This window comes from Paenarthrobacter sp. YJN-D, from assembly GCF_015040335.1.
Classification (GTDB): Bacteria; Actinomycetota; Actinomycetes; order Actinomycetales; family Micrococcaceae; genus Arthrobacter; species Arthrobacter nicotinovorans.
In genome coordinates, this window is record NZ_CP053549.1 from 4,146,855 (window position 1) to 4,165,090 (window position 18,236).

The following is an 18,236-nucleotide window of genomic DNA, read 5'->3' on the forward strand; positions in this document are numbered from 1 at the left end:
CGCTATGTGAACAAGTCCACTAGTGTCGGTTGAGTCGGGTCAACCCGCCACCACACCGTCGACGAGCCGGTTCCGGCCGCGCCGTCGGAAAGGAACGCCGCTATGGACACCTTCAAAATCGGCTATTTCGTTGGAAGCCTGGCCAGCAATTCCATCAACAGGGTCCTCTCCAAAGCGCTGATCAGCGTCGCACCCCCGGAACTCGAATTCCATGAAATCGCGATCAAGGATCTTCCCCTCTACAGCTCTGACTACGATGCCGACTTCCCGCCCGCGGGCCGGGAGTTGAAGGATGCCATCGCGGCGTCGGACGGGATCCTGTTCGTCTCCCCCGAATACAACCGTTCCATCCCGGGCGCCTTGAAGAACGCCATCGACTGGGGCTCGCGCCCCTGGGGCACCAACTCGTTCGCACGGAAACCCACCGGAATCATCGGCGCTTCGCCCGGTGGCATCGGCACCGCCGTGATGCAGTCCTCCATGCGCAGCGTTCTGAGCTTCCTGGACGCGCCGCAGCTGAATGCGCCCGAGGCGTACATCCGCTTCGTGGCAGACGCGTACGACGACGACGGTTCCGTTAAGGACGAAGGGACCGCCGCGCTGTTGCGCCACTATATGGAGGAGTACAGCGCGTTCGTACAACGTGTCCTGGCAGCCAACGCGCCGGGACACATCGGCGACCCGGAACCGGATTCGGCCAAGCTCACGCGTTAGCTGTATTGGCGAGGGGCGGGTGCCGCTCTTCCTGGGGCGGCACCCCTGGGACCACGAGGAAAGATCGATCTCTAACAAATCAACGTACTGGCTGACCCTCAGCGGCCTCCTGGCTACGTCGGTCCCTCACCGGGAACTCGAGCAGGTCCCGGGTGTTGCGCCCTAGTCGATCCTGCTCACCCGTGTACCGCCAGCCCCTGATTTTATTAGTCCGTTCGCACCCAGCTACCGCGATTGAGAGCGGCGCCGCACCAGGAAGATCGAAACAACGCACGCTGAGAGATCCTCAACCGGGCGACCCTATCGCGTGATGCGCTCGAATCATCCGGTACGTATGTAAGGCTGATCAAATGAAGCTTCAACCGACCCCTGCCCAGGCCATGGCCCTGTTGACCCCCGGGCTGTTGGACGTCAGTGAATTTCCTGACATTGCCGCCCAGTGGTTGGCAGATGGCATGGATTCCGCGAACCTTCGCATGCTTGCCGGCGCCGACAACGAGGATCCAAACGACATCCGCGACTTATGGACGGCAACCCTGAAGGACCTAGAGATCCAAGCCATTCCATTTGAAATGCGGTGGCCTCAGATCTGGACATACGAATTAGCCACATGGAAAGCTGGCCAGCGAACCAGGGGGCAAGTCCTCCGAGACGCCGTTCAATACCTTCGAGCAGTGGACTATGCCGACCGAGACGCCGAGGAAGCGTATGCCCTATGGCAGCTTTGGGACGAGCTCACCAGCAACTACATCCCTCCAAGGACCGAAGCTGAAATCTGGGCGGACGTAGACAGGTACCTCCACAGCTTCGATTGACTTACTTGCGCAACCTCTGCGCTTCCAACAAAAGCCGTACAAGACAGCCGGTATGGAACGGTATGGCGCCCGGATAGGGACCCTTGGGTTCTTGCGGTGATTGCAACACTTAGCGGATGGGTGTTGTCGTGGCGAGGTACTCGATTTACGTAAGGCCGGATCTTTTGCAGCTCTTTTGGGCCGGGATGCAGGCCGGTGATTTCATCACTGACGCTGTTGCGCCGATCAATACGAGCAGGCGGACCGGGCGCCGGGTCCTGGCCGAGGCCGGCGGTGTCCGGCCACGCCGCGGCCGGGGTCTGAAGGGAAGGTGCCCGACCTTCGCTCAGCGTGAGGAGATCGCGGTGCTGCGCGCTCAGGGACATTCGCTGCGCCGGATCGGGGCCGTGGTCGGCAGGTCGGCCTCGACGGTGTCCAGGGAGCTGCGGCGCAATTCGGTGGCTGGGTTGCCTTACCGGGCGACGTCGGCTCACACTCTGGCGTATGAGCGGGCTTCGCGGCCGAAACCGGCGAAACTGCACACCAACACTGTGTTGCGTGCGAAGGTGGAAGAGGACCTGAAAAAGAAGTACTCGCCTGAGCAGATCGCTGGACGCCTGCGGGTTGAGTTTCCCGATGAGCCGGAGATGCGGGTGTCACCTGAGACCATTTACCAATCGCTCTACGTTCAGTCCCGCGGAGCGCTCAACCGTGATCTGGCCGTGTGTTTACGCACCGGACGTGCGCTCAGGCAGCCCTGCAGGAAGGCCGGCCAGCGGAAGAACCGGATCCCGGGGATGATCAATATCTCCGAGCGACCCGCCGAGGTTCAGGACCGTGCGGTGCCAGGGCATTGGGAGGGTGACCTGATTATCGGCAAGGGCAACCAGTCCGCGATCGGGACCCTCGTGGAGAGAACCACCAACTACACGATGCTCGTGCATCTGCCGGACGGATACAAAGCAGAACAAATGCGCGACGCCTTGGCCGCGAAGATCAAGACGCTCCCCGAGGCGCTGAGGCATTCCCTCACGTGGGACCAGGGCATCGAAATGCAGGACTGGAAAACCGTGAAAATCGACGCCGGTATCGACATTTACTTCTGCGATCCGCACTCACCCTGGCAGCGGGGCATCAACGAAAACACGAATGGCCTGCTACGGCAGTACTTCCCGAAGGGCACCGACCTGAGCATCCACAGCGCCGAAGACCTCGACTGGGTCGCCCAGGAACTCAACGACCGGCCACGCAAAAGACTAGAGTTCAGAAAACCGATCGAAATGATCGAAGGACTCCTGTTGCAATGACCGCCTGAATCCGCCGTTTGTTTTTCGAGACACCACAGTGTCCGCCTCAGGCGTCGAACGGAAAACAGTTCGCCCAGCGTATTCAGCGTGGTCAAAAGATTTAGTCAGTATGCTTACGAGTATGAGGATTTGAGGACACGCCCCTACTCAGGAGATACCAATGCTTCGTAAGTTAGCCATAACTACAGCCGCCTTGGCCCTTTTTGCCGGGTCGATGGCATCCACCACCGCCGCAGCCACCGCCGCAGCAAACGCCGCAGCCCCGGCGGCAGCCACAACCACCGTCCACTCGCAGGGCAGCGTAGCCGCCACCACGGCAACGCCCTCGCCGGATGCAAGCAACCCCTCGGGCCCGTCAACGCAGACACCCACCAACCCCGGGCCATCCTCGGGTGCGCCCAGCACACCCAACCCCGCAGGAAGCGGACCAGCCAACCCCGGCACGGGAGAATCCGAACCCCAGGAGCAGACCCGCACCAACGCCGTGCCGTGGGTGCTGGCGGGCGTTGCCGCCGTCATCATCATCGCGCTAATCATTTGGACCCTGCGGAACCGGCGCGGCAGGGACAAGGGAATCAGCCGGGAAAGCTAGGCCAGCTTCCCGATAAGGCTGCCTTCGAGGTTTTCTAGCAGGTGCCGCGGATTGTCATAGACTTCCGCGGCACCTGCGTCGCGCAATTCGGCCTCGCTGATTCCGCCGCAGGTCAGCGCGATCACCGGGACGCCAATGGCAGAGCCGGCCTTTACGTCCCAGACAGCGTCGCCCACGAAAACCACGTCCCTTGGTTCCAGGTGGAGCTTCTCCAAGCACGCCTCCAGGATGTCGGGCGCGGGCTTGCTCTCCTTCGCGTCATTGGAACTCGTCCACGCATCAATGGAGGATCCGGCGTCGAGGAGCCTGCGGCTGACCTCAAGGTCGCGATCCTGCGCCGAGGACGCCAATCCGACCGCCAGCCCGGCTTCCGAACAGGCGGCCAGGAGATCCCGGGCCGATTCGAAGGTCCGCAGCGCGGGCCAGAAGGTGGAAAAGACCGCGCTGTGCGAGGACTTGAGGTTTTCCTGCAAGTCCTCCGAGGGCTCCGGCACCAAGCTCTGGATGAGCCGGTCGCCTCCCATGCCGACTCGCCGGTGGATGGCCGACATTTCGACGTCCAACCCTTCCCGCCGGAACGCCTGCCACCACGCCATGGCGTGGAAGTAGCTCGAATCAATCAGGGTGCCGTCCACGTCGAACAGGACACCGCGCTTCTTTGACGTCCCCTCAGTTGCCACAGTTGACCACCTTCGCTTGTGTCCGCGTCCCCTGGGCGGCGAGCGCGGAATCAATCACGGGCTCTTCCAACATCAATACGGCGTACCGCTCCGCAGATCCGGTTTGCAGCAGGCCGGTGCCGGCCACTTCCCGGATCGCAGCCACCCCTTCAACGGCGTCATCCACCGTGGAGAACCGCTTGGACAAACCCATCAGGCAATCCCCGCCATCCACCATCAAAATCCGATATCCCCCATCGGGCGTTTCCACCAGTTCCAAACGGCCGGCCATCGCTACCTCCTCGTTTTCGATGAAAAACAGCTTAGTAAGACTACTTAGTATAAGCCCTTGGAAATAATCCGTAACGCTGGAAATAGGCGCCTGCAACTTCTTGTTGGCGTGGATATGACAACAATCGGAATTATCGGTGCAGGACACATTGGCAGCCAGGTCGCACGCAAGGCGGTCGAACTCGGCTACGACGTCGTGATCAGCAACTCACGCGGCCCCGAGACCCTCGGCGACCTCGTCGCGGAACTGGGGCCGCGCGCCCGGGCCGCGACGGCGGCCGAAGCAGCAGCGGCAGGCGATTTCGCCGTCGTGACCGTTCCTCTGAAGAACTACCGCGACGTTCCCGCCCAGCCACTCGAAGGCAAGGTGGTTATCGACACGAACAACTACTACTGGGAGCGCGACGGACGCATTCCGGAGCTGGACAACGGTGAAGCAACCACGTCCGGCCTGCTCCAGAAGCACCTCCCCACCTCGAAGGTGGCGAAGGGCTTCAATCACATCTTCGCCAAGGACATCACGACGGACGGCACTCCCGCGGGGACGCCGAACCGTCGTGCCCTGGCAACCGCCAGCGACTTCCCGGAAGCAGCGGAGCTCGTCACCAGGCTTTACGACGAATTCGGTTTCGACACCGTCAACATCGGGCCCCTTGCAGACAGCTGGCGGGTCGAGCGCGACCGTCCCGCCTATGTCATCCGGCAGAACGCGGATGAACTTCGGGAGAACCTCGCCAAGGCGAACCGCACCAACTGAACCACAGCGCACGACGGCGGACGGGCGGCTTGCGCCTGTCCGCCGTCGCACGTCGTGGAACAGTCGGGCATCACCGCGCGGAGGTGGTGCTCATCACGGCAGCATCCAAGCTAAGGCCAAGTTCCTCTTACCATTCGAAGCAGTATCCGTAAGCAACGGCCCCCGCCGTCTAGTCTCGCCCTATGGAAAAGACCCCTTACGACACAGTCATTGTTGGCGGCGGCCACAACGGACTCACAGCGGCCGCGTACCTGGCTCGGGCGGGCAAGAGCGTAGCCGTCCTGGAGCGGGACGACCACTTCGGCGGCGCGGCTGTTTCAGCGGCCGCCTTCAAGGGCGTCGATGCCCGCCTCTCGCGCTACTCCTATCTGGTCAGCCTGCTTCCCCAGCGGATTATCCAGGAGCTGAACTTGGACATAGCGCTGGCCCGCCGCAGATACTCCTCCTACACACCGGACCCGGAAAACCCCGAAAAAGGCCTCCTTATCGACGGCGGCGACTCCCACGCCAGCCGGGAATCCTTCGAAAATGTGGGTGCGGGAGCTGACTTTGACGCGCTGGAAGGCTTCTACGCCGACACCGGCAAGCTCGCGCAGGCCTTGTTTCCCACCGTTTGCGAACCACTGCCCAGCCGCTCGGAAGCCCGGGCCCTCGTGGCTGACGACAACCTGTGGAACTCCTTCATCGAGAATCCGCTGGACCAGGTCATCACAGAGCGCCTCACCCACGATCTGGTCCGGGGCATGGTTTCCACCGACGCCCTGATCGGCACCTTCACTTCGCTCGACGACCCCTCCCTGGATGCCAACCGATGCTTCCTCTACCACGTAATCGGCAACGGGACCGGGTTGTGGGACATTCCCCTGGGCGGCATGGGGTCCGTTTCCCGCGAACTCGAGCGGGCGGCCCGGGAGGCCGGGGCGGTGCTGCTGCCATCGGCGGAGGTAACAGCCATTTCCGACGACGGCGAAGTCCGGTTCCGGCGCGACGGCGGCGAACACGTGTTCCAGGGCAGGCGTATCCTCGCCAACGTTTCGCCATGGGTCCTGCAGGACCTTCTGGGAGTGCCGTCACCGCAGGAGGTCGCCCGGCCCGAAGGGGCGCAGATCAAGGTGAACCTGCTCCTGAAGCGCCTTCCGAAGCTCCGGGATGCCACGGTCACTCCCGAAGCCGCCTTCGGCGGGACCTTCCACATCAACGAGCGATACCAACAGCTTGCCGACGCGCACCGTGCGGCCACCGACGGGCAGATACCCAGCCCACTCCCCTGTGAGATCTACTGCCACTCCTTGACTGATCCAAGCATCCTTTCCGGGGAGCTTGCAGCCGCCGGAGCGCACACATTGACGGTGTTCGGGCTGCACACCCCCGACCGGCTGGTGACGGAAGAAAACAACCACGTGATGCGTGCCAAGCTCCAGGCCGCCGTCCTCGAATCGCTCAACTCGGTCCTGGCCGAACCCATCGAGGACCTCCTGCTCACGGACGCCGACGGGAACCCGTGCGTCGAGGCCAAGACCACCCTTGACCTTGAACATGCCCTGAACATGTCGGGGGGCAATATCTTCCACGGCAAGCTGCAGTGGCCCTTCCTGGAGGACGACGAGCCCCGGGCTTCCCCGGCTGAACGGTGGGGCGTCGCAACGGGGTACCCGAACATCTTCCTTTGCGGGGCAGGTGCCCGCCGCGGGGGCGGAGTCAGTGGATTGGGCGGGCACAACGCCGCCATGGCGGTCCTGGAGGATTTGCAGGACGAAACGGTGTCATGAACCGGGCCGTGACTGCACTTTATGGGTGGCTGCCTCTTCGGATGCTCGGCGCATAGGGCTTCCGGGGAGGCAGCTGCACCACTCAGCGCAGCCCTACACCAAGGAGCCCCATGTCCACCAAAATCTCCGCTTGGCCCGCCGCGACGCCCATGTGGGTGGATTTGGGAGTGGATGACCTGGACGCGGCCAAGGCCTTCTACGCGGATCTGTTTGGGTGGACCTTCGCTTCCGGCGGCCCGGAGTCCGGGGGTTACGTCCTGGCGGAACTCCGGGGCCGCGCGGTGGCTGGAATCGGCCCTCAACAGGACAAGGACGCGCCGTCCTCGTGGACTACGTACCTGGCGTCAGATGACGTTGACCAGACGGCCGGCAGAATCGTGGGCAGCGGCGGTCAACTGATCGCGCCGCCTTTCGATGTGATGGACTCCGGTCGGATGGCCCTGGCTTCAGACAGTCTCGGTTCGGTGTTTGGGATCTGGCAGGCCGGGAATCACATCGGGGCTGAACGCGTCAATGAACACGGTGCGCTGTGCTGGAACGAACTCCACACCCGCGACAAGGAGGCGGCGCGGTCCTTCTACACGGACGTCTTCGACGTCAGTTTCCAGGAAATCCACGACGACGGCTACGTGTACTCCACCATCTGCAGGCCCCTGGACGGCAGGGAAGTCGGCGGAGTGTTCCACGATGCCGATGCCTCTTTGCCCGACCGTTGGATGACGTGGTTCGCCAGCGACCACGTCCAAGCCACCGCGCTGAAGGCGGTGGAGCTCGGCGCCACACTCATCCGACCGGCCGCGGAAAGCCCTTTGGGACGCACGGCCATCGTGCGGGCCCCGCAAGGTGAGACTTTCGGCATCATCGACGCGCCCCGGACGAACAACTAAGCGGTCCGGGTGCACGATCAGGCGGCGGCGGGATCCAAAGCCTCCGAGATCACCTCGTGTGCGTGCGCCGCGGCAAGTGGAGCCGCCAAGCGGTGAACGGCTTGGAAGGTCCTGCGGACAGCGGGCCCATGCCACTCCGGCGGCAGGTAGTCAGCGGGCAGGTTCGGGTCCTTGTACGGAAACTTACGCCACAGAGTGAGCATGGGGATGTAGTAGCGGAAGGCTTCGCGCCGCAACCCCTCGGTGGAACCGGCCAACGCGGCCTCGGGATCATCTCCAACCCGCCGCGTCCACTGCTCTTCGGCCCCCTCATAGAGTTCCAGGAACTCGGTGAATTGCTGGTCGAGTTCGTTCAGGTCCCACCATTCGGCGATCTTCGGACGCATGGGGCCGTCAAACACGTAGTCGCTGCGGAAAAGGTCCACGAATTCGATCAAGCCACTGCTTGTCAGCCGCTCCCTGGCCTGCTCAAGCTTGCCCGCCGGTGCGATCCACACGCCGTTGGCTACGGATCCAAAGCCGAGCCCCAGCAGTGCGGAGCGCAGCTGGTGCCGGCGGTTGCGCATGGACTCCGGCACTGAAAACACGGCCAGTACCCATTTGTCCACGGGGGCGGCCTGCTCAGGGGCGAAGATCCTCCGGTCGCCCTCACGGAACACATCGCTGACGGACTCGGAAATCTTGTACTTGGCGATGCCACCTTCACGCACGCTCTTGAGCACGCCCTTGGCCTTGAGCCTGGACACGGAAGAACGCACTCCCGGAGCGTCATATCCCAGGGAACCCAGCATGGAAATCAGTGCTGAGACCGGCAAGGCGTCGCCCGCGTTCCGGCCGTAGAGGCCAAAGATCGTGACGAGGAGTTGCTGGTGGCGCACCGGGGGTGCCGGGACGGCGAACATCGAAAACATCCTCATTTCCGCGCCAAATGTTCAGGCGCCAGTCCACTTCATCATAGGTGTGGGAGCGCCGCCGCCTGCTCAACGAAAGGCCACGAACTGGCAAGCCCATAGTAAGGATGCTTACTATGGAGGAACACTTGAACTCCGCAACAGGATCAAGCAGCCGCATCAGGTACTTTCCGCATCAACGATAGGAAGCACATCATGGCAGGAAATCTTGTAGCCCGTTCCATCCACGACCTCACCGCTGCGGCATGGTTCGGCGGCTCATTGATGGGGGCCATCGGGCTCAACGGAGCCGCCGCAGAAGCCAAGGACCCCACTGAGCGCACCCGCTTGTCCAGCAAGGGCTGGGGCAAATGGGCTCCGATCCAGACCGCGGCCTTCGCGGGCCACCTCGCCTCCGACCTCGCCATCGCCTGGGAGAACAAGGGGCGCATCGCCAAGCAGGACAACGTGGCCGCCAACACCGTCTACAAGACCGTGGTGACCCTGGCCGGAGCTGCGGTGACACTTTACGCAGGCATCGTGGGCAAGAAGGTTGACGAGCTCTCCGGCGAAGGCGCCGAAGGAGCCACGGAACCGCGCGCAGGTGCCTCCGATGAGCTGAAGTCGGCACAGACCCAGCTCAAGGCCCTTCAGTGGGCCATTCCCGCCTTCGCTGCCTGGGTCATCATTCTCGGTGCCAAGCACGGAGAGATGCAGCGCCCCAAGAACATCCTGAAGGGCCTGCGCTAACCACGTCGGGATGGCAGTTAATGACAGTCCCGGGGTTCCCAATTGTCATTAACTGCCACCTCGCGGGGCTGCTTCCTAGACGGTGCTGACGGTGACGTCGTCGGGATCGACGTCGACGGCCGCGACCTGCAGCTCAGGCTGCGGCTTGGGAATCATCGCCACCGCCCCGGCCGCCAAGACCGCGATGCCGGCAAAGATCGCGAAATTCGCCTCGAAGGGCAACTTGGAGCCTGCAATCCAGCCGCCGATCAGGGGCCCGGAAATGGCACCCAGCCGGGCGAAGCTCAAAGCCCAGCCCGTGGCTGTTCCACGGACCTTGGCAGGGTAGTAGTCGGCAATGTAGCCGGTGAGGACCAGCGACGTCGAGATCGAACCGACGCCGGCGAACGCCACGAACAGCAAGTTCACCACCATGGTGTTGGGGAAGACCAGCAGCATGATGCCCAGGCCGCCCAGGATGTAGAACACCACCAGGATGAGCTTCTTGCCGTACTTGTCAGCCGCGCGGCCAAGGAGCAGGCCACCGATGGCAGAGGCGAGGCTGAAGACCAACAGGAACGTCAGGGACGAGCCGAGGTCGTAGCCGGCCTTCTTCATGATGCTCGGCAACCAGGTATTCAGCCCGTACACCAGCACCAGGCCGCAGAACAGCGAGATCCAGAAGAACACCGTGGAGCGCAGGTACTTCCTGGAGAACATGGTGGTGATGGTCTTCCACCAAGGGTCCGCGGGCCCGCCGTTGGCAACCGGGGCCGCCGGGACAACAGGCCGGTAGTCGGCTATCTGAAGAGTAGCGGCCAAGGCCTTCGCCTCGGAACGGCGGCCCTTTGTCTCCAGGTATTCCAGCGATTCGGGCAGGAATTTCCAGATGACCGGGAGCAGGACAATCGGTGCCGCTCCAATGGCAATCACGGCACGCCAGCCACCCAGGGGCAGGACAAACAATGCAGCCAGGGCAGCTGCGACAATGCCCAGGGAATAGCCGGAGTACATGAGGCCATAGTTGAATGACCGCTTGTTCGGGGCTGAGTACTCGATGGTCAGTGCAGCCGCCACCGGGATGACACCACCCATGCCGAGACCGCCGATAAGCCTGAACAGCCCGAACAGTTCGGGGGTAGGTGCCCAGGCCGCGCCGGCTTGGGTGATCGTGAAGATCACCATGGATGCCAGGAGCATCTTCTTGCGGCCTACGAGGTCGCTGAGCGTGCCGATGAACAGGGCACCAATAAGCATGCCGATCAAGGCATATGACCCCAGGCCGCCCAGGGCAAGCGGCGACAGGTTCCATTCCTTGTACTCCGCAAGCGCGGGAAGGACAGCGCCGAGGACGCCGACGTCATAGCCTTCGGCGAGGATCGCGAGCCAGCAGCAGAACAACACCAAGCCGGTGGTCTTCTTAGGCACGTTCCAGTCGTTGACTGGTGCGGTAGCCACGGCTACTTCACCAAAACCGATGCAGCAGCCGACGCCGGGGTCCACCGGAGGTGCGTGGTGGCCTCGTCGATGTCCGCTTCCTTCAGCAACGAAAGGCGGGGACGGACGGCGTCAGTACGCGAGCTCGGTGGCTTGCGGCGTCCCGCCCGGAATTGCGGGATCCACCCGGCGCCGGGCCCCTGGTACTCCTGCTCAGCGGCGGCATGCAGGGTCCACTGCGGATCGTACAGGTGCGTGCGGCCCAGGGCGATGAGGTCCGCACGGCCGGCAAGGAGGATCGAGTTGACGTCGTCGTAGCTTGAGATAGCGCCGACGGCGATCACCGCCACATCTGCCGGAGCGGCCACTTCCTGGCGGATACGGTCAGCGAACGGCGTCTGGTAGCTGCGGCCGAAGGCGGGCTTCTCTTCCTTGGCCACCTGGCCGGTGGAGACGTCCAGGCCGGCAGCGCCGTGGGCGACAAAAGCCCGGGCGATCTCCACGGAATCGTCAGACGTGTTGCCACCCTCGATCCAGTCGGTCGCTGAGATGCGTACCGTCAAAGGCTTGCCGGCAGGCCAGGCCGCGCGAACGGCGTCGAACACTTCCAACGGGAACCGCAGCCGGTTCTCCAAGCTGCCGCCGTATTCGTCGGTCCGCTTGTTGGAGACCGGCGAAAGGAAGGAGGAGAGCAGGTAGCCGTGGGCCGCGTGGATCTCCAGAAGGTCGAAACCTGCCTCCTCGGCACGGACGGTGGAGGCAACGAACTCCGCCTTGATGGCATCCATGCCGGCACGGTCCAATTCCACCGGGGTCTGGTTTTCGGCGCTGTACGGCAAGGCGGAAGGCCCGACGGCGGTCCAGTTTCCCGACTCAAGCGGCTGGTCGATGCCTTCCCACATGAGCTTGGTGGAGCCCTTGCGGCCGGAGTGGCCCAGCTGCGCGCCGATCTTGGCGGTGGAGCGGCTGTGAACGAAGTCCACAATCTCCTTCCAGCTGTCACGCTGGCCATCGGTGTACAGGCCGGTACAGCCGGGGGTGATGCGGCCCGTTTCGGAAACGCACACCATCTCGGTCATGACCAGCCCCGCACCGCCCAGGGCCTTGGACCCCAGGTGGACCTTGTGGAAGTCGCCCGGGACCCCGTCAATAGCGGAGTACATGTCCATCGGGGAGACGATGATGCGGTTCTTGAGCTCCAGCCCTCCGAGGCGGAACGGCTGGAACATGGCCGGGGCAACGTCGCCAAGGCCCTGGGATTCAGCGAAGTTACGCTCCACGGCCTCGGCGAATCCGGGATCCCGCAAGCGCAGGTTCTCCTGAGTGATGCGGCGGCTGCGGGTGAGCAGGTTGAACGCGAATTGGGTGGGATCCTGGTCCTTGTACTGGCCGATGCGCTCGAACCATTCAAGGGAAGCCTGGGCTGCACGCTGGGTCGACGCCACCACGGGCCGGCGTTCGGCCTCGTAGGCCTCCAGGGCTTGCTCCACCATGGGGTGCTCGTGCAGGCAGGCGGCAAGGGCCAGGGAGTCCTCCATGGCCAGCTTGGTGCCGGAGCCGATGGAGAAGTGGGCCGTGTGGGCAGCGTCGCCCAGCAGGACCACGTTGTTGTGGCGCCAGCTCTCGTTGCGGACCGTGGTGAAGTTGATCCACTTGGAGTTATTGCTCAGGACCTCGTAGCCGTCCAGTTCGTCGGCGAAGATGTCGCGGATTTTGGCGATGGCCTTTTCGTCCGAGACACCCGGCGGGAAAACCTCGTTGGCGGTCTCGTCGAAGCCCGCGGCGTGCCACACGTCCTGGTGCATTTCCACAATGAACGTGGAGCCCTCATCCGAGTAGGGGTAGCCGTGGATCTGCATGACGCCCCACTCGGTTTCCTTCACGAAGAACTTGAAGGCTTCAAAGACCTGGTTGGTGCCCAGCCACATGAACTTGTTGGTCCGCGGATCCAGGTTCGGTTTGAAGGACTCCGCATACCGGGCGCGGATCTGGGAGTTGATTCCGTCGGCGGCCAGGACAAGATCGTAATTGGCCTCGAGTTCCTCCACCGGCGGCGCCAGGGTGCTGAACCGGACATCCACGTTCAGTTCGATGCAGCGGCGCTGGAGCAACTCAAGGAGTTCCTTGCGGCTCATAGCCGCAAACCCCTGCCCACCCACCGTTTTCATTTCGCCCCGGAAGTGGATGTCGATGTCGGACCAGCGGGCGAACCGACGGCTCATGTATTCGGCCACCACGGGGTCGGCGTTGCCGATGCCGCCGAGGGTCTCATCGGAAAACACGACGCCGAATCCAAAGGTGTCGCTGGCAGCGTTGCGTTCCCAGAGGGTGATGTCGTGGGACGGGTCCAGCTGCTTCATCAGTGCTGCGAAGTACAGGCCACCCGGGCCGCCTCCAACGATTGCGATCTTCATGGTGATGCTCCTTTTCAGGCCTGGCTCTGGCCGGCAGGGGTAAGTTGCGGGGTTTGGCTCGCGCTCCCGGCGTCCTGTGCAAGGACTCCTTCGCGGAGTTTGAAGTGCTGGAGTTTGCCGCTGGGATTGCGCGGGAGTCCGGTGACGAAGCGGACGTCCCGGGGGTACTTGTAGGGCGCGATGGTCTGCTTCACGAAGTCCTGGATTTCCTTGCGCTTGGCGGCGTCGCCGGTGACTCCGTCGCGCAGGACAACGAAAGCGCAGACGATGCTGCCGCGTTCCTCGTCCGGGATGCCGATGACTGCGTTTTCCACGACATCCGGGTGCTGGTCTATGGCCGATTCAACCTCCGGCCCGCCGATGTTGTACCCGGAGGAGACGATCATGTTGTCCGAGCGAGCCTGGTAGGTGAAGTACCCGTCGGCATCCATGGCAAAGGTATCCCCGGTGACGTTCCAGCCTCGCACCACGTAGTTCGCCTGCCGGGGATCATCCAGGTAGCGGCACCCGGTGGGCCCGATGACTGCGAGGCGGCCGATGTTGCCCGCGCCGAGTTCGTTGCCGTCGTTGTCCAGGATGGTGGCCCTGAACCCCGGCACAGCACGCCCCGTGGTTCCAGGACGGATATCGTCCCCGGCAGCGGAGATGAAGACGTGCAGCATCTCCGTGGCCCCGATTCCATTGACCAGGCGCAGGCCTGTGGCTTCACGGACGGCTTCCCAGGTCTCCTTGGAAAGGTGCTCTCCGGCAGAGACGGCAATCCGCAGGCTGCGCAGGAGATCTCCGCGCTTCTCCTTCAGGATGGCCCGGTACGCCGTGGGGGCGGTGAACAGGATGGTGGCACCGGCTGCGGCTGCGTGCTCTGCCAGTTCCACGGGTCCGGCTTTCTCGGTGAGGAGGGATGCCGCGCCGAAGCGGAGCGGGAAGACCACCAGGCCCCCGAGTCCGAACGTGAACGCAAGCGGAGGTGAGCCCGCAAAGACATCGTCAGCCGTGGGTTGCAGGATGTACCGGGCAAACGTGTCGGCGTTGGCCAGGATGTCGCGGTGGAAATGCATGGTCACCTTGGGCACACCGGTTGTACCCGAGGTCGGTCCCAGCAGGGCAACGTCGTCCGCGGCCGTGTCCACAGCGGCGAACTCCCCGCTCTTGCGCCCGCAACGGGAGGTGAGGTCGCCGTCGTCGTCCGCGTTACCGGTGGTCGATCCGTACGCCAGGACAGTGACATCGTCCCCTGCCGCGATCGCGAGCTCGTCCACGAAGCGGTGGTCGGAAATCGCAACCACCGGCTTGGTAAGTCCGATCAGGGTGGCGACCTCGGTGGAGCGCAGCATGGGCATGGTGGTGACCACCACGGCGCCGGCCTTCAGGACGCCGAGCCAGGCCGCGACGATCCACGGGTTGTTGGGACCGCGCAGCAGCACGCGGTTGCCGGGAACCACGCCGAGGTCTTCGGTGAGGACCTGGGCTACCTGGTTGGAACGGGTTTGCAGCTCGCCGTAGCTCCAGACAACGCCGTCTGGAGTGCGAAGGGCGGGACGGTCGGCACCGTATTGCTCGACAGCGTCGTCGATCAGCACGGCGGCAGCGTTGAGCCGGTCCGGGTATTGGAGTTCGGGGAGGGTGAATTCGAGCGCCGGCCAGGTATCGGCGGGCGGCAGGTGGTCGCGGGTGAACGTGTCCACGTGGGCCGATGGCAACATGCTCATGGCCGTTCCTTTCAGTGGTGCGTCGTTGAAGCTGGGGATGGGCGTTTTGGGGCGTGCGGGTTGCGGGCCGGTCAGGAACCCGCGCGGATCATGCCTTCCTGGGCGACTGTTGCCAGGAGCCTGCCTTGCCGGTCGAAGAACCGGCCCATGGCCAGGCCCCTGTTGCTCTGGCCGGATACGGCTTCCTGGGCATACAGCACCCATTCGTCGGCACGGCCGTCGCGGTGGAACCACATGGAGTGGTCCAAACTCGCCGTCGCGAGGCCGGGGCTGGACCAGTTCAATCCATTGACCCGGAGGAGCGGCTCCAGGATCGTGTAGTCGCAGACGTAGGCAAGGGCTGTGCGGTGGAGGTCGGCGTCGTCCGGCAAGGCATCGAAGGCTTTGACCCAGATGGCCTGCTGGGGGACCATGCCGCCCTCCAATTCGATATATACCGGGCCGGGAATATGGCGCATATCGAAGCTGCGTCCCGTCGACCAGTACTCCGCCGCCGCGCCGTCGGCCGCTTCAAGCGCTTCCGCCGCTGACCGCAGGGATTCAGGCTCGACGGCGGCAGGCGCCTCAGGCTGGAAGTCCGGCCCGTCCTCGGGAACCTGGAAGGAACCCATCGCGGCGTACACCGGCTTGCCGTTCTGGAAGCCGCGGACTGTCCGCGTGGAGTATCCGCGGCCGTCCCGAAGGCGCTCGACTTCGTAGCGGACACTGGAACCTATATCCACCGGACGCATGAAGTAGCTGTGCATCGAGTGCAATGTCCTGTCAGCGTCCACCGAGCGCATCATGGCTGCTGCGGCTTGGGCCACCATGTCTCCACCATAGGCTTTTGGCCACGGCACGTACTGCGTGGTTGCTTCATACGCTTCGTCGAAAACCTCCGGCGTTGCCGGGGTCAGCTGGACGGCGCGGAGGAAGGTCTCCGAGGTCAGGGTTCCAGTGATCATGGCCTACGCCCTGCGGTAGTCGGCGAGGGTCTCGTCCGGAACGTCCTCAAGGTTGACCACGAGGTTTTCCGGGGTGCGGGCGGTCAGCCACACGAGGTCTTCCGTGACGGACATGTTGGCCTCGACGTGGGGCATGAACGGGGGCACGAAGACCCAGTCGCCGGCCTTCATGTCCAGGAACTCCGAGTAGTTCTCGCCAAAGTAGATCCGGCCGTGACCCCGGAGCACATAGCCGCCGGTTTCGGCCTCACCGTGGTGGTGCGGCAGTGAACGGTACCCCGGGGTGTTGGATACCTGGCCGAACCAGATCTTGGTCGCCGGGGTGTGCTGGATGCTGACGCCGGAGACGCGAATGCAATCGCCGGACTGTGCGGTGTTGGTGTCTTCCGCACCGGCGCGGGTAACAACCGGGACAACCTTGCCGTCAGGCTGGGCGTAGATGGAGTTGTCGCCGTCGAGGACGTATTCAGTGGTTGTCTGGCTCATGGGGTTTCTCCTTTGTGTGGGTTTCGGGACGTTTGTTATGACGCGGGGACTGCGACGTCGGCATGGATCCGGAACAGGTTTTCCAGCCGGCCGATCCCGTCGATTTCGGTGGTGAGGACATCCCCGTCCTTCAGGAAGCGGGGCGGAGTCATGCCCATGCCCACTCCCCCGGGCGTTCCGGTGAGTACGAGGTCGCCGGGGCGCAGGACAGTGAACCGGGAGATGTAGGACAGCAGTTGTGCCGGTCCGAACACCAGGGTGCTGGTGTTTCCCTGCTGCACGAGCTCGCCGTTGACGTAGCCGCGGACGTCAAAACTCTCCCCGGCCTCGTCCGCGGTCAGCATGACCGGCCCCACCGGGGTAGTGCGGTCCCAGGCCTTGCCTTGGAACCACTGCAGGGTCCGGTTCTGCCAGTCGCGCATGGAGACGTCGTTGGCAACGGTGTACCCGGCGATGGCTTCGCGGGCCTGGTCCTCGTCCGCCCGGTACAGCTCGGAACCCACGACGACGGCGAGTTCGGCTTCCCAGTCGACGCGGTCACTGCCGTGGACTTCCACGGCGTCGTTGGCGCCTACCAGGGTGTCCGCGTACTTGGCGAACAAGGTGGGGTATTCGGGAAGCTCCCTGCCCATTTCCTGGATGTGGTCGCCGTAGTTCAGGCCGCAGCAGATGACTTTGCCGGCTCGGGGAAGCAACGGGGCAGGGTCTGCGCCGGTGATGACCGGAGCTCCGGATGCCTGCGTTTCCTCCACGAGAGCCCGCCAGTCCGACCGGCCCAGGAGTGCGCCGACGTCGCTGGCCGGAAGCGCGAGCCAGGCGTCGTCGCCGGTGGCGATGGCCGCCGTCGTTCCTCCGTTGGCCGTGCGCAAAGTGGCGAGTTTCATTGCTTGTCCCTTCGAGATTCTGGATGTGTCGACTTTTTTACGATCGTCACATATGCTCAACGTAGCACGGCGGAAATGATCTGCACAGGGGCTTTTCAAAAGTTTTTGCAGTTGCCACAACCGAGGAGGAACACCATGAGCCACACAACAATCAACCCGGAGTCACTGGCCAAACCATCCGGCTACGCGCACGGAATCCTGGCCGGCAACACGGTCTTCCTGGGCGGGCAGACAGCATTGGATAAGAACATGAACATCGTTCCCGGCGGGATTGTGGAGCAGTTCAAACAGGCGTTCACCAACGTGCTCACCACCCTGCGCGAGGCCGGCGGCGAACCTGAGGACCTGGTCAACGTGACCATCTACCTCACCGACGTTGACGACTACATGGCCAACGGCCGGGTAATCGGACGGCTGTGGCGTGAAATGGCGGGCTCGCAGTACCCGGCCATGGCCGGCATCGGCGTCACGCGCCTGTGGCAGAAGGAAGCGTTGATCGAGATCCAGGGCATCGCGGTCATCCCGGAGCGCTAAGCCTCTGGCCTGGCGGGTTCCCGTGGTGAAGCATGTCCCTATGGGAACTGTCACCGAATACCTGGACACTGTCAGCGCGGGCAACCGGGGTCCGTTGGAACGGATCGTCGGGATCGCGCGGGAGCTTGCCCCTGACGCCGAGGAAGGCACCAGTTATGGGATGCCCGCGTTGCTGGTGGATGGCAAGGGCTTCGTGAGCGTGCTCGAAACGAAGAAGCACTTGGCGCTGTACCCGTTCAGCGGCCAGATCCTCCCCGAAATGTCAGAGGAGCTTGGCGGGTACTCGTGGTCGCCGGGAACATTGAGGTTCTCCGCGGACAACCCCGTGCCCGACTCCATGGTGCGGCGGATTCTGGAAACGCGGCTCGCGGCGATCCGGAAGTAGTTTTTGTACAGCTAATGCCCTTATGAGGCCAGCTTGAGGGCATTAGCTGTACAA

19 protein-coding genes are annotated in these 18,236 nt (G+C 63.6%); 10 read left to right on the forward strand and 9 right to left on the reverse strand.

Annotation, left to right across the window (positions count from 1 at the left end; translation table 11 throughout):
• The first annotated feature begins 102 nt into the window (after positions 1 to 102).
• The 4 genes from HMI60_RS19285 to HMI60_RS19300 all read left to right on the forward strand — a co-directional run bounded on the left by HMI60_RS19285 (position 103) and on the right by HMI60_RS19300 (position 3,407).
• Positions 103 to 714: an NADPH-dependent FMN reductase gene (locus tag HMI60_RS19285; protein ID WP_039243399.1), complete on the forward strand. Its 612-nt coding sequence runs from the start codon at positions 103 to 105 to the stop codon at positions 712 to 714.
• A gap of 350 nt (positions 715 to 1,064) precedes the next feature.
• Positions 1,065 to 1,529, forward strand: coding sequence for a hypothetical protein (locus HMI60_RS19290; RefSeq protein ID WP_055973342.1), 465 nt, complete (start codon positions 1,065 to 1,067; stop codon positions 1,527 to 1,529).
• A 116-nt stretch (positions 1,530 to 1,645) separates the two neighbouring features.
• Positions 1,646 to 2,815 (forward strand): IS30 family transposase, encoded by a 1,170-nt coding sequence (locus tag HMI60_RS19295; protein WP_227453605.1) that lies wholly within the window; start codon positions 1,646 to 1,648, stop codon positions 2,813 to 2,815.
• Between the two features lie 160 nt (positions 2,816 to 2,975).
• Positions 2,976 to 3,407 (forward strand): hypothetical protein, encoded by a 432-nt coding sequence (locus tag HMI60_RS19300; RefSeq protein WP_193590236.1) that lies wholly within the window; start codon positions 2,976 to 2,978, stop codon positions 3,405 to 3,407.
• On the opposite strand, the gene HMI60_RS19305 is transcribed toward HMI60_RS19300, so the two are convergent.
• Together HMI60_RS19305 and HMI60_RS19310 are read right to left on the reverse strand one after the other, a co-directional pair.
• Positions 3,404 to 4,087: an HAD family hydrolase gene (locus HMI60_RS19305; RefSeq protein WP_110506158.1), complete on the reverse strand. Its 684-nt coding sequence runs from the start codon at positions 4,085 to 4,087 to the stop codon at positions 3,404 to 3,406. The genes HMI60_RS19300 and HMI60_RS19305 overlap by 4 nt on opposite strands.
• Entirely contained in the window at positions 4,077 to 4,358 is a 282-nt protein-coding gene (locus HMI60_RS19310) for a hypothetical protein (protein ID WP_018780347.1), read from the reverse strand. The genes HMI60_RS19305 and HMI60_RS19310 overlap by 11 nt, the downstream gene beginning before the upstream one ends.
• A gap of 114 nt (positions 4,359 to 4,472) precedes the next feature.
• Between HMI60_RS19310 and HMI60_RS19315 the strand changes: the two genes are divergently transcribed.
• The 3 genes from HMI60_RS19315 to HMI60_RS19325 all read left to right on the forward strand — a co-directional run bounded on the left by HMI60_RS19315 (position 4,473) and on the right by HMI60_RS19325 (position 7,770).
• Positions 4,473 to 5,114 carry an NADPH-dependent F420 reductase gene (locus HMI60_RS19315; protein WP_064723800.1) on the forward strand — a complete coding sequence of 214 codons (642 nt, stop codon included), beginning with the start codon at positions 4,473 to 4,475 and terminating at the stop codon, positions 5,112 to 5,114.
• Between the two features lie 182 nt (positions 5,115 to 5,296).
• Entirely contained in the window at positions 5,297 to 6,883 is a 1,587-nt protein-coding gene (locus tag HMI60_RS19320) for an NAD(P)/FAD-dependent oxidoreductase (protein WP_110506159.1), read from the forward strand.
• A 110-nt stretch (positions 6,884 to 6,993) separates the two neighbouring features.
• A complete protein-coding gene (locus HMI60_RS19325; RefSeq protein WP_193590237.1) occupies positions 6,994 to 7,770 on the forward strand; it encodes a VOC family protein in 777 nt (258 codons plus the stop codon).
• Between the two features lie 17 nt (positions 7,771 to 7,787).
• On the opposite strand, the gene HMI60_RS19330 is transcribed toward HMI60_RS19325, so the two are convergent.
• Positions 7,788 to 8,687 (reverse strand): PaaX family transcriptional regulator C-terminal domain-containing protein, encoded by a 900-nt coding sequence (locus HMI60_RS19330; protein ID WP_227453606.1) that lies wholly within the window; start codon positions 8,685 to 8,687, stop codon positions 7,788 to 7,790.
• A 189-nt stretch (positions 8,688 to 8,876) separates the two neighbouring features.
• On the opposite strand from HMI60_RS19330, the gene HMI60_RS19335 reads away from it, so the two are divergent.
• On the forward strand, positions 8,877 to 9,410 hold the full coding sequence (locus tag HMI60_RS19335; protein ID WP_039243426.1) for a hypothetical protein: 534 nt from the start codon (positions 8,877 to 8,879) through the stop codon (positions 9,408 to 9,410).
• Between the two features lie 75 nt (positions 9,411 to 9,485).
• Here HMI60_RS19335 and HMI60_RS19340 read toward each other — a convergent pair whose 3' ends face one another.
• The 6 genes from HMI60_RS19340 to HMI60_RS19365 form a co-directional block, all read right to left on the reverse strand.
• Positions 9,486 to 10,847, reverse strand: a complete 1,362-nt coding sequence (locus tag HMI60_RS19340) for an aromatic acid/H+ symport family MFS transporter (RefSeq protein WP_193590238.1) — start codon at positions 10,845 to 10,847, stop codon at positions 9,486 to 9,488.
• A gap of 2 nt (positions 10,848 to 10,849) precedes the next feature.
• Positions 10,850 to 13,240: a bifunctional salicylyl-CoA 5-hydroxylase/oxidoreductase gene (locus tag HMI60_RS19345; RefSeq protein ID WP_193590239.1), complete on the reverse strand. Its 2,391-nt coding sequence runs from the start codon at positions 13,238 to 13,240 to the stop codon at positions 10,850 to 10,852.
• Between the two features lie 14 nt (positions 13,241 to 13,254).
• The gene (locus tag HMI60_RS19350; RefSeq protein ID WP_079582992.1) at positions 13,255 to 14,949 is read right to left on the reverse strand and encodes an AMP-binding protein; all 1,695 of its coding nucleotides are present in this window, start codon (positions 14,947 to 14,949) and stop codon (positions 13,255 to 13,257) included.
• 71 nt (positions 14,950 to 15,020) lie between these two features.
• On the reverse strand, positions 15,021 to 15,893 hold the full coding sequence (locus HMI60_RS19355) for an acyl-CoA thioesterase II (RefSeq protein WP_193590240.1): 873 nt from the start codon (positions 15,891 to 15,893) through the stop codon (positions 15,021 to 15,023).
• 3 nt (positions 15,894 to 15,896) lie between these two features.
• Positions 15,897 to 16,379: a cupin domain-containing protein gene (locus tag HMI60_RS19360; RefSeq protein ID WP_055973957.1), complete on the reverse strand. Its 483-nt coding sequence runs from the start codon at positions 16,377 to 16,379 to the stop codon at positions 15,897 to 15,899.
• Positions 16,380 to 16,414: 35 nt separating this feature from the next.
• Positions 16,415 to 17,263 (reverse strand): fumarylacetoacetate hydrolase family protein, encoded by an 849-nt coding sequence (locus HMI60_RS19365; RefSeq protein ID WP_193590241.1) that lies wholly within the window; start codon positions 17,261 to 17,263, stop codon positions 16,415 to 16,417.
• A gap of 135 nt (positions 17,264 to 17,398) precedes the next feature.
• Between HMI60_RS19365 and HMI60_RS19370 the strand changes: the two genes are divergently transcribed.
• Positions 17,399 to 17,797: a RidA family protein gene (locus tag HMI60_RS19370; protein ID WP_193590242.1), complete on the forward strand. Its 399-nt coding sequence runs from the start codon at positions 17,399 to 17,401 to the stop codon at positions 17,795 to 17,797.
• A gap of 40 nt (positions 17,798 to 17,837) precedes the next feature.
• A complete protein-coding gene (locus HMI60_RS19375; RefSeq protein ID WP_018779342.1) occupies positions 17,838 to 18,182 on the forward strand; it encodes an iron chaperone in 345 nt (114 codons plus the stop codon).
• The last annotated feature ends 54 nt before the right edge of the window (positions 18,183 to 18,236 follow it).

Bases quoted from the DNA above. Each gene is read 5' to 3' on its own strand.
- HMI60_RS19285 (WP_039243399.1), top strand. From the start codon at position 103: ATGGACACCTTCAAAATCGGCTATTTCGTTGGAAGCCTGGCCAGCAAT.
- HMI60_RS19290 (WP_055973342.1), top strand. From the start codon at position 1,065: ATGAAGCTTCAACCGACCCCTGCCCAGGCCATGGCCCTGTTGACCCCC.
- HMI60_RS19295 (WP_227453605.1), top strand. From the start codon at position 1,646: ATGGGTGTTGTCGTGGCGAGGTACTCGATTTACGTAAGGCCGGATCTT.
- HMI60_RS19300 (WP_193590236.1), top strand. From the start codon at position 2,976: ATGCTTCGTAAGTTAGCCATAACTACAGCCGCCTTGGCCCTTTTTGCC.
- HMI60_RS19310 (WP_018780347.1), bottom strand. From the start codon at position 4,358: ATGGCCGGCCGTTTGGAACTGGTGGAAACGCCCGATGGGGGATATCGG.
- HMI60_RS19315 (WP_064723800.1), top strand. From the start codon at position 4,473: ATGACAACAATCGGAATTATCGGTGCAGGACACATTGGCAGCCAGGTC.
- HMI60_RS19320 (WP_110506159.1), top strand. From the start codon at position 5,297: ATGGAAAAGACCCCTTACGACACAGTCATTGTTGGCGGCGGCCACAAC.
- HMI60_RS19325 (WP_193590237.1), top strand. From the start codon at position 6,994: ATGTCCACCAAAATCTCCGCTTGGCCCGCCGCGACGCCCATGTGGGTG.
- HMI60_RS19330 (WP_227453606.1), bottom strand. From the start codon at position 8,687: ATGAGGATGTTTTCGATGTTCGCCGTCCCGGCACCCCCGGTGCGCCAC.
- HMI60_RS19335 (WP_039243426.1), top strand. From the start codon at position 8,877: ATGGCAGGAAATCTTGTAGCCCGTTCCATCCACGACCTCACCGCTGCG.
- HMI60_RS19345 (WP_193590239.1), bottom strand. From the start codon at position 13,240: ATGAAGATCGCAATCGTTGGAGGCGGCCCGGGTGGCCTGTACTTCGCA.
- HMI60_RS19350 (WP_079582992.1), bottom strand. From the start codon at position 14,949: ATGAGCATGTTGCCATCGGCCCACGTGGACACGTTCACCCGCGACCAC.
- HMI60_RS19355 (WP_193590240.1), bottom strand. From the start codon at position 15,893: ATGATCACTGGAACCCTGACCTCGGAGACCTTCCTCCGCGCCGTCCAG.
- HMI60_RS19360 (WP_055973957.1), bottom strand. From the start codon at position 16,379: ATGAGCCAGACAACCACTGAATACGTCCTCGACGGCGACAACTCCATC.
- HMI60_RS19365 (WP_193590241.1), bottom strand. From the start codon at position 17,263: ATGAAACTCGCCACTTTGCGCACGGCCAACGGAGGAACGACGGCGGCC.
- HMI60_RS19370 (WP_193590242.1), top strand. From the start codon at position 17,399: ATGAGCCACACAACAATCAACCCGGAGTCACTGGCCAAACCATCCGGC.
- HMI60_RS19375 (WP_018779342.1), top strand. From the start codon at position 17,838: ATGGGAACTGTCACCGAATACCTGGACACTGTCAGCGCGGGCAACCGG.